Origin of the sequence: Blautia sp. HCP3S3_D9 (assembly GCF_052063845.1) — a bacterium.
In the GTDB taxonomy this organism is placed as follows: Bacteria; Bacillota; Clostridia; order Lachnospirales; family Lachnospiraceae; genus Blautia_A.
This window is the reverse complement of record NZ_JBQHWS010000039.1, coordinates 17,730-31,308: the sequence shown is the minus strand read 5'-3', so window position 1 is coordinate 31,308 and position 13,579 is coordinate 17,730. Positions and strand designations below refer to the sequence as shown.

The following is a 13,579-nucleotide window of genomic DNA, read 5'->3' as shown; positions in this document are numbered from 1 at the left end:
GCTAAGTAAACATACCTACTCATTTATCCACCAACAAAATTACGAACAACTCAGTATTTATCAGAGTTTTAAGTGTTTGAGTAGGAAAATAATGAGAAGTTAGCATTTAACATTTTTCGATCCAAAGATGCAATTTCTTCAGAATATTCCTTTAGTTCTTTTCCTATTTTATCAGCACCTTTTACATTCTTTTTGTAAAGGAGCTGATATTCGAGAACAGACCAGAAGTCCATAGCTGTTGTTTGAATCTGGATTTCCACTGTTTTTGTTTCCATTTTATTATCAATACAGACAGGAACTCCCATGATCAGATGCAGACTCATATATCCGCTTTTCTTTGGTTTTGCAATATAATCTTTTTCTTTGATAAGCGTAAGATCTTTCTGTTCCTTCAACATTTTCACAATTTCATATACATCATCTACAAAAAGACAAACTATCCTGATTCCGATTAAATCATTCAATTTGGTTTTGGCAAGTGTAAATTCTGGTTTCAGGTTCTTGCGTTTCATCTTGGCATAGATACTTTCTGGTGTCTTTATCCTCTGCGAAACATTCTGGATTACTTCTCTGTTATATTTGCTTTCCAACTGTTCGCCAATTATTTTGACTTTTACAGCCAGGACTCCCATCACATACTGACAGTGAAGATAATATTGGTCTTTATTAATTTCATTTCTTATTTTCTCTATTTCTTTTTTATATTCCTCTCCCCATTTCTGCAATTGCTGTTATCAGGCAGATAAGTCATTACGATTCATTGTCTGTGTATAATCGAATAGTTATTATATTATCATGTTTATGTATTTCACTATCATTTTTCTGTAAAACAATTGTTAATTTATACAGAATTTTCCCAGAAGAAATCTATGTTATGTCGGATTTTAGATTATTTTGTCGAAATGTTCTAAGCAGATTTATGGTTAATCCTGTAGACGAATGTAGAAAAATGTGGTATAGTTTATACATACTAAAGAGATGAAAACAAGATACAAAAGAGTTATCCAGATTACTAATGAATAAACTCACAAAGTACTCAACTTGCAAAAGTTAAAATACAAAAGATAAATATTTAAAATACAAATGTTCAAATTATAAACCACTAAAGAGAATCGTCTAAAATTGTAATGATTCATCTCCTAATCACTAAAGATTTCTATCTGAAATACAAAAGATATACACATTGTGAAAATATTATACAAAAGCTAAAAAGACAGTTTCCTAAACGAGACTGTCTTTTATTTATGTAAAAATCAGAGTTTCTGTCTTTTTATCACCAGAGAATACGTAAGACTTTCTACCTATTCCAGCAGTAGATAATAATACACGCCCTGGCAGTCGAAACTGTCAGGGCGTGTTCTGTCTGGGCACAAAGATTATCTATTTATAATCAGTTTTGAATTTATAATTCTTATTTGTAGTTTACGATCTTTCCGAAATCAGCTTTCAGAGAAGCGCCACCAACAAGACCACCATCGATATCGTTCTGAACGAATAAGTCAGGAGCTGTTGCAGGATTTACAGATCCGCCGTATTGGATGCGGATTGCTTCTGCTGTTGCTTCATCATAGATTTCAGCAATGCAAGCACGGATACCAGCGCATACTTCCTGAGCCTGCTCAGTTGTAGCTGTTTTGCCTGTTCCGATTGCCCAGATTGGCTCGTAAGCGATAACTGCTGTCTTAGCCTGATCTGCTGTAACACCCTGGAATCCAACTTTAACCTGCTGACGGATGAAATCCATTGTCACGCCCTGCTCTCTCTGAGTAAGAGTTTCGCCGCAGCACATGATAGGTGTGATTCCATGTTCGAAAGCTTTGAGGATCTTCTTGTTAACGTCTTCGTTTGTTTCTCCGAAGTATTCTCTTCTTTCGGAATGTCCGAGAACAACGTATTTAACTCCAGCGTCTACGAGCATTGCAGGGGAGATTTCTCCTGTGTAGGCACCTTTCTCTTCGAAGTACATGTTCTCAGCACCAACCTGGATATTTGTTCCTTTAGCAGCTTCTACAACTGGGATGATGTCGATTGCAGGTACGCAGAATACAACGTCAACTTCGTCATTTACTACTAATGGTTTTAATGTTTCTACTAATTTAACGGCTTCGCTTGGTGTCATGTTCATTTTCCAGTTACCAGCGATAATTTTCTTTCTTGCCATGATAATTTTATCTCCTTAGTGTCCCTTGTGGGACGTTATTTATATGATAACACCGCATCTACTAAATTCAAGCTTCGCCCACGGCTTACTTTCATTAAGTAGATAGGTGGGCTTTCCACTAAATTCGGCCTGCACCTACGGCTTGACCTTATTAAGTGTTCAATGCCTATTTATCGTTTGCTGCTGCAACGCCCGGGAGTTCTTTTCCTTCCAGAAATTCAAGAGATGCACCGCCACCTGTGGAGATGTGTGTCATCTTGTCGCCATAGCCAAGGATGTTAACTGCAGCTGCAGAATCACCACCACCAATGATAGTTGTAGCGTCTGTATCAGCAAGTGCTTTGGCAACCGCTTCTGTACCATGAGCAAAGTTCGGCATTTCGAAGCAGCCCATCGGTCCGTTCCATACAACTGTCTTAGCATCTTTTACAGCGTCAGAGAAAAGTTTCTCTGTTTCAGGTCCGATATCCATTCCTTCCCATCCGTCCGGAATTTCACCACGTTTCACAACCTGGATGTTGCAGTCATTGGAGAAGTCATCACCAATTCTGTTATCTACAGGAAGAAGAAGTTTTACGCCTTTTTCTTCTGCTTTCTTCATCATGTCTAATGCATACTGAAGATAATCATCCTCGCAGAGGGATCTGCCGATATGTCCGCCCATAGCTTTGGAGAATGTGTAGGACATACCACCACCGATGATAAGAGTATCCACTTTATCAAGAAGGTTATTGATTACAGAGATCTTGCTGGAAACCTTAGCTCCGCCAAGGATAGCAACGAATGGTCTCTCAGGATTGTTAACTGCGTTTCCAAGGAAATCGATTTCCTTCTGCATTAAGTAACCAACAACTGCTGTATCAACATATTTAGTTACACCAACATTAGAGCAGTGTGCTCTGTGTGCTGTACCGAATGCATCGTTTACAAATACGTCGCAAAGAGAAGCGAGTTCTTTGCTGAATTCGTCTCCGTTCTTTGTTTCTTCTGCACGATAACGTGTGTTCTCAAGTAAGATGATGTCTCCGTCTTTCATCTCATCTACTGCTGCTTTTGCATTTGGTCCTACTACTTCCGGATCTGCTGCAAATTTAACTTCCTGTCCTAATAATTCGGAAAGGCGAACTGCAACTGGTGCAAGAGATAATTCCGGTTTCGGTTCTCCCTTCGGTTTTCCAAGGTGAGAGCAAAGAATGATCTTTCCGCCATCTGCAACGAGCTTCTTGATTGTAGGAAGAGCTGCTACCAGACGGTTCTCATCTGTAATCTTTCCATCCTGAAGCGGAACATTGAAGTCACATCTTACAAGAACTTTTTTGCCTTTTACATTGATATCATCAACAGATTTTTTGTTCAGCATTTGTGGTGCCTCCTTAATAATATTCTTTAACTGTTACCGCGTAATTTGTGGGCGATAACATATGATTTCCATATAGTCTGCCAATTGTCAGCGGCAAACTATGCATACTGTTCAGACAACGCGAAAAGGGTCCGGCCCATATCAGACCGGACCCTTCGTTGGAGTCTATTCTTCTACACTTACTGAAAATTAAGCGTTCAGTAATTTACCAAAGTGTTTGATTGTACGAACCATCTGGCTTGTGTAGGAGTTTTCGTTGTCATACCAGGAAACTACCTGTACTTCTGTTGTGCCATTCTCAAGTGGAAGAACCATTGTCTGAGTAGCATCGAACAGAGAACCAAATCTCATACCAACGATATCGCTGGATACGATCTCATCTTCGTTGTATCCGAAGGATTCGTTAGAAGCTGCTTTCATAGCTGCATTGATCTGTTCTTTTGTTACGTTTCCTTCAACAACTGCTGTTAAGATTGTTGTAGAACCTGTTGGGGTAGGAACACGCTGAGCAGATCCGATTAATTTGCCGTTCAGTTCTGGGATAACAAGACCGATAGCTTTAGCAGCACCTGTGCTGTTAGGAACAATGTTAACTGCAGCTGCACGGGATCTTCTTAAGTCACCTTTTCTCTGTGGTCCATCAAGTGTCATCTGATCGCCTGTGTAAGCGTGGATTGTGCACATGATACCAGATTTGATTGCAGCGAGGTCATTTAATGCTTTAGCCATTGGAGCTAAGCAGTTTGTTGTACAAGAAGCTGCAGAGATGATGTGGTCTTCTTTTGTAAGAGTTTCATGGTTTACATTGTAAACGATTGTCTTAAGGTCGTTTCCAGCCGGAGCGGAAATGATAACGTGTTTAGCACCTGCATCGATATGAGCCTGAGCTTTATCTTTGGATGTATAGAATCCTGTACACTCAAGAACTACGTCTACACCGATTTCTCCCCATGGAAGTTCAGCAGCGTTAGCTTTTGCGTAAATTTTGATTTCTTTTCCGTCAACTGTGATGAAATCTTCTCCTGCTGTTACTGTGTCTGCAAGAGCATATTTTCCCTGTGTTGAGTCATATTTTAATAAGTGAGCAAGCATTTTAGGAGATGTTAAATCGTTGATTGCTACGATTTCAAATCCTTCTGCTCCAAACATCTGACGGAATGCAAGACGTCCGATACGTCCAAAACCATTGATTGCAACTTTTACTGCCATGATAAAATTCCTCCTATGAATTAAGTGGTTAATTATGGTAATCCTTTGTTTGTTAAAGAATCATCAACCTGTAATGTATTGTACATAATTCTAAACAAAAATTCAAGACCATTTTCTAAAAAACAAATAAAAATTAAGTAAAAATTGTAAATTCTATGGTATACTGAGTATGCAGTGCACTGTAAATATCCGTGTTGCTGCCCACATCCTGCTGTTTTGCGGAATTTCTGGTTTAAGTGTGTCCTGTTTACGGGACATTTATACAATTTCTGCATACAGTATCTATTTCTGTTCGTAACTGTTCAGTACCTTCACAGTTACGAGTCAAAATCCATTAAAAATTGCCTGCGGCGATGGGATTTTGACTTGTACGTCTCGAGATTTTGGCATTTTCATGTCAAAACACCTCGCGGGATAGTGAACTGCTGAATGGTTACTTCTGTTCACATATTGTTATCCCCATGACAAATGTCACCGGATATGAAGTGAACAGTCACTATTTTATATTATGAAAGGACTGAAATTATGGACAGAAAGATATTATGGGACTGTCATATGCACTCTTCTTTTTCTGCGGATTCAGATACTCCTATGGAATCCATGATCCAGCGTGCAGTGGAGCTTGGTCTGAAGGGGATCACTTTTACAGAACATCTGGACCCGGATTACCCGGCTACTCCTGATGGGCTGGATTTCTCTCTGGATATTCCTTCCTATCAGAAGAAGCTCGCAGAACTTTCAGATACATATAAGGACAAGATCCAGATGCGTTTCGGAATTGAACTTGGTCTGCAGATGCATCTGGGAGAATATTTTGATTCTCTGCTTGCACGGGTACCATTTGATTTTGCTATTGGCTCTTCTCATCTTGTTCACGGATATGATCCTTATTATCCGGAATTTTTTGAGGGGCGCAAGGAGTTCTTATGTTATATGGAATATTTTGAATCCATTCTTGAGAACATCTCTGTCTATGACGGATTTGATGTATACGGGCATATCGACTATGTTGTGCGCTATGGTCCGAATAAGAACCTGGAATATTCTTATGGACGATACAAAGATATTCTGGATGAGATCCTCCGGAAACTGATTTCCAAAGGAAAAGGAATCGAGCTCAATACAGGCGGATACCATTACGGACTCGGTGAACCTAATCCATGTACAGCAGTCATAAAGCGTTACAGAGAACTTGGCGGTGAGATCATTACGATCGGTGCAGATGCACATACACCGGACAAAGTAGCCTATGCGTTTGACAAAGCCGCAACTGTACTTGAAAACTGTGGCTTCCGGTATTATACAGTATTTAAGGATCACAAACCGGAATTTATTTCTTTATAAAATTGTTTTATAAATAGTATGAGGACTTGCCTATACGGTCATCCGTGTACTATAATGTTTTACAAATACGTTACTGGCCGCTTCGGTTTCAGTAACACAAATATTTATTTATAAACCAGGGAGGAATATTATGGCAAAAAAAAGACTCCAGAAGAAGCGTGCTTCATCAACAGTCAGCAAACAGGGGGCTGAAATTTTAAAAGTTGCTACTTCTAAAACAGAACCTGCGAAAGTTGAAACTTCCAAAGTTGAACCGGTTAAGGTTGAAACTTCTAAGGTGGAACCAGTCAAAGTTGAGATCTCCAAAGTCGAACCTATTAAGGTTGAAACTTCTAAAGTTGAACCGGTTAAAGTTGAGACTTCTAAAGTTGAACCGGTTAAAGTTGAGACTTCTAAAGTTGAACCGGTTAAAGTTGAGACTTCCAAGGTCGAACCGGTCAAAGTTGAAACCTCTAAAGTTGAACCTGCGAAAGTTGAAACTTCCAAAGTGGAGCCGGTGAAACTTGAGGCTCCTGCTGATCTTACTATATATAATGAACGTTTTCAGAAACATTATGACGAACTGAAATGGCTGTATTGTGAATTATATCAGGACCGTGATGATGTTATGACATTCCTGAATGACCTGACATCTAATATGGAAGCTTTTTATAACAGCAGAAATGCAACATTAAGAGCATCCGACAGAAAACGTGAATCTGACCCGAATTGGTATAAACGCAATGACCTGCTTGGCATGATGATGTATGTAAATAATTTCGCACATACATTAAAAGGTCTGGAAGAGAAACTGGATTATGTAGAAGAATGCAATGTTAATTATCTTCATCTGATGCCTCTGCTCGCTTCACCGGAAGGAAAAAGTGATGGCGGTTATGCAGTTGCTGATTTCCGTACCGTTCAGCCGGAACTCGGCACAATGGAAGATTTCTCAGAATTAACTGCAAAATGCCATGAACGAGGCATTAATATCTGCCTTGACTTCGTTATGAACCATACATCCGAAGATCATGAGTGGGCAAAACGTGCACGTGCAGGTGAGAAAGAATATCAGGATCGTTATTTCTTCTTTGATTCCTATGATGTTCCGGCTCTTTATGAGAAAACCTGCCCTCAGGTATTCCCGACTACTGCACCTGGAAACTTCACATGGTTAGATGACGTTCACAAACATGTTATGACTACATTCTACCCATATCAGTGGGATCTGAATTACAGAAACCCTGTTGTATTTAATGAGATGGTTTATAATATGCTCTATCTTGCAAACCAGGGTGTAGATATCGTACGTCTGGATGCTGTTCCTTATATCCGGAAGCAGCTTGGCACAAACTGCCGTAACCTGCCGCAGGTTCATACCATCGTGCGTATGATGCGTATGATCTGTGAGATCGTTTGCCCGGGTGTTCTTCTTCTCGGCGAAGTTGTTATGGCTCCTGAGGAAGTTGTTCCGTATTTCGGTACTCTTGAGAAACCGGAATGCCATATCCTGTACAATGTTACTACTATGGCAAGTACCTGGCACACTGTCGCAACGAAAGATGTATCTCTTCTGCGCAGACAGCTGGATATCCTCGGATCACTTCCTACAGAATATGTATTCCAGAATTATCTGCGCTGCCATGATGATATCGGCTGGGGATTAGATTATGACTTCCTGCAGAACTTCTCTATCGAAGAGGTTCCTCACAAGAAATTCCTGAATGATTTCTTTACAGGAAAATATCCGGATACCTTTGGCCGCGGTGAGCTCTACAATGATGATCCTCGTCTGGGCGATGCAAGACTCTGCGGTACTACTGCTTCTCTCTGTGGTATTGAGAAATATGGATTTGAGGGAAATGCAGAAGGTGTGGACAGAAGTGTCCGTTATGACATTACTCTGCACGCATTTATGCTTTCTCAGTCAGGTATCCCGGTTATCTACAGTGGCGACGAGATCGGCCAGGTAAATGACTATTCTTACAAAAATGATCCGAACAAGGCTGCAGATTCCCGTTATCTCCACAGAGGAGAATTCAACTGGTCTCTTGCTCCAAACAGAAATATTGCAGATACTGTACAGGGAAAACTTTTCCATGCACTGGATCATCTGGAGCATATCAGAAGTGCTCATAGCGTTTTCAGCACAACTGCATCTCTTCGAACAATTGATACCTGGGATTCTTCTATTCTTGCTATTGTACGTGAGAATGATGAAGAGAAATTCATTGGTATCTATAACTTCGGCGATCAGGATAAGGTAGCATGGATCAATGAAGATGATGGTATTTATACAGACCTTATCACAGAGCACCAGATGGAAGCTAAAGGGGTTATGATCCCTGCATTCGGATGCTTCTGGCTGTGCAGAAAGAAATAATTCATAAGCTTCTGCAATAGCAGATAATACTCAGTATAACAAATACTTATTATAGCAGACGCAAATAAGGACAATCCGTACTTCTTCTACAGATTGTCCTTATTTTTATACGCTTATTTCTTACGTTTATTTCTGTACTCTCTCCAGAAACTTTGCAAGAAATCCCTTATCCTCATCTTCTTTATCCAGAGATTTCGCATAAATCCGACGAATCCATTCTGTGATGGTTTCAATCAGGATCGGTGAAAATGTCATCAGTACAAATACCAGAATGATCATTCCAAATTCCAGAGAACCTAATGTCAGTAAATTCTGCAGTACAACTGCACTTATAAAAAATGCAAACTGCATTCCGTAGATGATCACCTTTCTGTATGTGTTCAGCGGCGAATATACTGTACGCAGCGCAGACATATAGTTCCATCCTGTTACCAGAACACAGGCTGTGTTCAGCATGACATTAGAATGATATACATTCTGGCATACCAGCATGATCGTAAATACGCATCCTGTGATGGTAACCGCTGCCGGAAATGCATTCATAAATACATGTCTAAGGAAGGTGTGATCGATCTTATTGTAGTTATTCTCCTGTGTCAGCAGAAATGTAGGAATACCTACTGCACATGCACTGATCAGTGACATCTGAATCGGCTCGAACGGATATGCATCTCCGAAAAAGATCGTGATCAGTGCCAATAGAACAGAGAAAATTGTCTTGATCAGGAACATGGATGCTGCACTTCGAATATTATTTACCACGCGACGGCCCTGATTTACAATATGAGGCATTGCTCCAAAATTGGAATCCAGTAATACCACGTTTGCAATGTTCTTGGCTGCATCGCTTCCTGCTGCCATGGCAATACTGCAGTCTGCTTCTTTTAACGCAAGTACGTCATTTACACCGTCACCAGTCATGGCAACTGTATGTTTCTGAGATTGAAGTGCCTGTACCATCTGTTTCTTCTGCTGCGGGGTTACACGGCCGAATACACTGCACTCTGCAACTGCACGCTGCATTTCTTCCGGTGTTGTGATAGTTGTAGCATCAATATAATGATCTGCGTTCTTCAGTCCAGCCTTCTTTGCAATGGCAGAAACTGTCACCGGATCATCTCCGGAAATAACTTTCAGATCAACGCCCTGGCTGTCAAAGAATGCCAGAGTATCCGGTGCTTCCTCACGGATTACATCTGTAATAAGGAACAGACCGATTGGTTCCAATCCAGCCGGACGTTCTGTACCTTCTGTTTCCTGTTCACTGTGAGCAAGAACCAGAATACGGAATCCAGCCTCCGCATAAGTGCTGCAATGCGCCAACAACTCTTCATTTCCTTCCGGGAAGAGGAACTGTGCAGCTCCCATCAGATAAGTACCTTTTCCTTCAAATACTGCTCCGCTGTATTTTCGGTCCGAAGAGAATGGAATGGCGTGGATCAGTTTCAGATCAGACTTGGCAGGAAAACGGTCTCTCAGCGCATCAGCTGTCGCATTCTGATCATTCAGAACTGACATCAGATTTCCCATAATATGGTCGATTTCCTGCAGTTTCTGTTTCTCTGCTTCTGTTTTCTCTGTTGTTTTTGAAACTGTTTCCTGAATTCCTGCATCTGTGTCCGCATTCACAGTTTCTGTCTTTACAGATTCCTCCTCTGTTTCCAGGTTAACCAAACCGGCTTCTGTGGCTGCAGTGACAGCTATCTGCTCATGATTCTGTCCGCCCTCATACAGCTGCACATCTTCGACTTTCATAGTTCCTTCTGTGATAGTACCTGTCTTATCCAGACAGAGAGTGTCAACTCTGGCAAGAGTCTCGATACAGTAGAGTTCCTGTACCAGTGTCTTCTTGGTTGCCAGAACCATAGAGCCCAGAGTTAACGCCACACTTGTCAGGAGCACCAATCCCTCAGGGATCATTCCCAGAACTGCGGCAACCATATTTACTACGGAATCCTTTAATGTGTCTCCGACAATATAATACTGTTTATAGAACAGCATTGCCCCAAGCGGTACAATGATAATACTGATCACTTTCAGGATCGCATTCAGAGAATTACGGAGTTCTGAATTGTGACGCTTAAATTCTTTTGCCTCACTGGTGATCTGAGACGCATAGTTGTCTTTTCCGACATGGATCACCTGACAACAGGCTTCTCCTGATGTCACAAAGCTGCCGGAAAAAAGCTCATCTCCCTGACTCTTGGAAAGATTGTCCGATTCACCTGTCAGCAGGGACTCGTTTACTTCGACGGTTCCCTCCAGTACTTTCACATCTGCTGGAACCTGATCACCTGTTTTCAAAAAGATCAGATCATCAAGTACCAGCTTCTCTGTGGAAATACTCCATTTCTTTCCATCACGCAAGACTACTGTCTTGCTCTCAGTAAGAATTGCAAGTTTGTCGATGGTCTTCTTTGCTCTGATCTCCTGCACAATACCTATCACTGTATTGATCAGAATGATTCCCATAAACATGGAGTTCTTGTAAGATCTTACAAAAAGCACCATTACCAGAAGCACAAGGTTCAGAAAATTGAAGAATGTAAGTGTGTTCTCCAGAATAATCTGCTTGTATGTCCTGGTATTCGGGTTCTCGTTGGCATTAACCTTTCCTTCTGCAATCCTTTCCTGCACTTGTTCATTTGTAAGTCCTGTCATGTATTACCTCCTGCAGAAAATAGTTATTATTCGCCTTTTGCTTAACGACTTTCTTTATAGAATAACGTCAGACAAAACCTCGGCGAAAAATATCCGAATATAAAGTACAGGGCAGATGATGAGTATCACCCGCCCCTTCTTTATAAATAACGATTTCAAATTACAAACAGATTCAATTTTTGAAAAAATTTTTATTAATATTCTTCTTCCTCTGCTTCTTCGCCTTCGTGAATATCAGACTTCGGTTTCTTAAGTCCTTTGATCTCGATATGATGTTTCTGTGCATAATCCCACAGAGCTGCATGGATTGCTTCCTCTGCAAGCAGAGAGCAGTGTACTTTTACTGGCGGAAGTCCGTCGAGAGCTTCCATAACTGCTTTGTTTGTAACTTCCATAGCTTCTTCGATAGTTTTTCCCATTACCATCTCTGTTGCCATGCTGCTTGTTGCAACTGCTGCGCCACATCCGAATGTTTTGAATTTGCAGTCTTTGATGATATGTGTTTCATCATCGATATCAAGGAAAATTCTCATGATATCACCGCATTTTGCATTTCCTACTGTACCAACGCCGCTTGCGTTCTCTATTTCTCCAACATTACGTGGATGCTGAAAATGATCCATTACTTTCTCGCTGTAAGCCATTTGTGTTTCCTCCTGTTATCCTGACATTGCTGTCCTGTTTAATATTATTTCGTTACTGTTCACTGGCAACGTCCCGCGAAGTGTGTTACTGGACACGTAGTGAACAGTAACATTATTTCTGTTTTTTCATGAAGTCTTCATATAATGGAGACATGCTTCTTAAGTGTGCTACGATTTCTTTCAGTTTGTCTACTACGAAGTCTACATCTTCCATTGTTGTCTCTTCGCTGAGTGTCATACGCAGAGAACCATGTGCGATCTCATGAGGCAGGCCGATTGCCAGAAGTACATGAGACGGATCAAGAGAACCTGAGGTACAAGCAGATCCACTGGATGCACAGATTCCATAGTTGTCGAGCATCAGCAGAAGTGATTCACCTTCTACGAACTGGAAGCTGACATTTACATTGTTCGGAAGACGTTTTACACGGTCACCGTTTACTTTTACATAAGGGATCTCTGTCTCAATTCTCTGGATCAGATGATCTCTGATAACGATTTCTTTCTCTGTACGTTCTTTCATGGAAGCATTTGCACGTGCTGCTGCTGCGCCGTATCCAACGATTCCCGGTACGTTCTCTGTACCTGCACGACGTTTACGTTCCTGTGCACCGCCATGTACGAAGGAACGGATCTTAACACCTTTACGGATGTAGAGGAAGCCGATTCCTTTTGGTCCGTTAATCTTATGTCCGCTGGAGCTTAACATATCGATATTGCACTCATCTACATTGATCGGAACCTGACCAAAAGCCTGAACAGCATCTGTGTGGAAAAGAACGCCGTGCTCTTTTGCGATACGTCCGATTTCTTTGATCGGCTGGATGGATCCGATCTCATTGTTTGCAAACATTACGGAGATCAGGATTGTCTCTGGTGTGATCGCTTTCTCAAGCTCATCCAGTTTCACAATACCGTTCTCGTCTACATCTACATATGTGATCTTTGCACCGCGTTTCTCCAGATATTCGCATGTATGAAGAATTGCATGATGCTCGATCTTAGTTGTGATAATGTGATTTCCTTTTGCTTTATATGCTTCAAAAGTAGCTTTCAGAGCCCAGTTGTCAGACTCGGAACCGCCGGCTGTGAAGTAAATCTCTTCTTTCTTTGCGCCAAGGACTTCAGCGATCTGCTCTCTTCCCTTAGTCACTGCTTCTTTGCTCTTACCTGCAAAATCATAAATACTAGACGGGTTGCCATAAAATTCTGAAAAATATGGCAGCATTGCCTGGACAACCTCCGGTGCTGTTTTAGTTGTTGCTGCATTGTCCAGATAAATCATTTTTCCCATTTTCTTGTCCTCCTGTTTTATTTAAGTACGTCCGACACAGCTTCTTTCGTGTTCAGACCTGCTATTTTTTCTTCATGTACTCTTCTGCTCTCTTCGATCAGCTGACCAAGCATCAGGGTATCTACAGCATTGGTGATGCTGTCGTTAATTCTCTTCCAGACGAGTTTCGCCACACATACGTCACTGCCGTGGCAGGTTCCGTCATTCTCAATCCCAGGACAGGCTGCTGCTTCCAGACTGCCTTCCAGCACACGCAGGACTTCACCGACTGAGATCTCATCTGCCGGCTTGCCAAGCTGGTAACCGCCGTAAGCACCTCTGCTGCTCTTTACCAGACCTGCTTTCTTAAGCATGGCCATAAGCTGTTCGAGATAGCTTGTGGAAATATCCTGTCTCTCCGCAATGCTCTGTAAAGACACTGCTTCATTCTCACTGTGTAATCCCAGATCAATCAGTGCTTTCAAACCATAGCGTGCTCTTGTTGACAGTTTCATTTTCTCACCTCGTTTTTAATTCCCAGTGTTTCCCTCGGATTTTCATACTT

Annotated in this window: 10 protein-coding genes; 2 read left to right on the top strand and 8 right to left on the bottom strand. The window is 41.4% G+C overall.

The annotated features are described in order from the left end of the window. Nucleotides 1–68: 68 nt before the first annotated feature. From ACTNES_RS09555 to gap, 4 genes are all read right to left on the bottom strand, one after another. Nucleotides 69–725, bottom strand: coding sequence for a GTP pyrophosphokinase (locus ACTNES_RS09555; RefSeq protein ID WP_441039180.1), 657 nt, complete (start codon nucleotides 723–725; stop codon nucleotides 69–71). 686 nt (nucleotides 726–1,411) lie between these two features. Then, nucleotides 1,412–2,161, bottom strand: a complete 750-nt coding sequence (tpiA, locus tag ACTNES_RS09550) for a triose-phosphate isomerase (protein WP_118508414.1) — start codon at nucleotides 2,159–2,161, stop codon at nucleotides 1,412–1,414. Between the two features lie 166 nt (nucleotides 2,162–2,327). Next, nucleotides 2,328–3,521: a phosphoglycerate kinase gene (locus ACTNES_RS09545; protein WP_216459702.1), complete on the bottom strand. Its 1,194-nt coding sequence runs from the start codon at nucleotides 3,519–3,521 to the stop codon at nucleotides 2,328–2,330. A gap of 189 nt (nucleotides 3,522–3,710) precedes the next feature. Further along, nucleotides 3,711–4,730, bottom strand: coding sequence for a type I glyceraldehyde-3-phosphate dehydrogenase (gene gap, locus ACTNES_RS09540; protein ID WP_291811910.1), 1,020 nt, complete (start codon nucleotides 4,728–4,730; stop codon nucleotides 3,711–3,713). Nucleotides 4,731–5,255: 525 nt separating this feature from the next. On the opposite strand from gap, the gene ACTNES_RS09535 reads away from it, so the two are divergent. Continuing rightward, complete coding sequence (locus tag ACTNES_RS09535) at nucleotides 5,256–6,074, top strand: histidinol-phosphatase HisJ family protein (protein WP_441039179.1); 819 nt, start codon at nucleotides 5,256–5,258, stop codon at nucleotides 6,072–6,074. 130 nt (nucleotides 6,075–6,204) lie between these two features. Further along, nucleotides 6,205–8,436: an alpha-amylase family glycosyl hydrolase gene (locus tag ACTNES_RS09530; RefSeq protein WP_441039178.1), complete on the top strand. Its 2,232-nt coding sequence runs from the start codon at nucleotides 6,205–6,207 to the stop codon at nucleotides 8,434–8,436. A 126-nt stretch (nucleotides 8,437–8,562) separates the two neighbouring features. On the opposite strand, the gene ACTNES_RS09525 is transcribed toward ACTNES_RS09530, so the two are convergent. The 4 genes from ACTNES_RS09525 to ACTNES_RS09510 all read right to left on the bottom strand — a co-directional run bounded on the left by ACTNES_RS09525 (nucleotide 8,563) and on the right by ACTNES_RS09510 (nucleotide 13,529). Further along, the gene (locus ACTNES_RS09525) at nucleotides 8,563–11,097 is read right to left on the bottom strand and encodes a cation-translocating P-type ATPase (protein WP_291811044.1); all 2,535 of its coding nucleotides are present in this window, start codon (nucleotides 11,095–11,097) and stop codon (nucleotides 8,563–8,565) included. 194 nt (nucleotides 11,098–11,291) lie between these two features. Then, nucleotides 11,292–11,741, bottom strand: a complete 450-nt coding sequence (gene nifU / locus ACTNES_RS09520; RefSeq protein WP_008704067.1) for a Fe-S cluster assembly scaffold protein NifU — start codon at nucleotides 11,739–11,741, stop codon at nucleotides 11,292–11,294. Nucleotides 11,742–11,853: 112 nt separating this feature from the next. Continuing rightward, on the bottom strand, nucleotides 11,854–13,035 hold the full coding sequence (nifS, locus tag ACTNES_RS09515) for a cysteine desulfurase NifS (RefSeq protein WP_291817090.1): 1,182 nt from the start codon (nucleotides 13,033–13,035) through the stop codon (nucleotides 11,854–11,856). A 17-nt stretch (nucleotides 13,036–13,052) separates the two neighbouring features. After that, the gene (locus tag ACTNES_RS09510) at nucleotides 13,053–13,529 is read right to left on the bottom strand and encodes an RrF2 family transcriptional regulator (protein ID WP_216459706.1); all 477 of its coding nucleotides are present in this window, start codon (nucleotides 13,527–13,529) and stop codon (nucleotides 13,053–13,055) included. Nucleotides 13,530–13,579 lie beyond the last annotated feature (50 nt).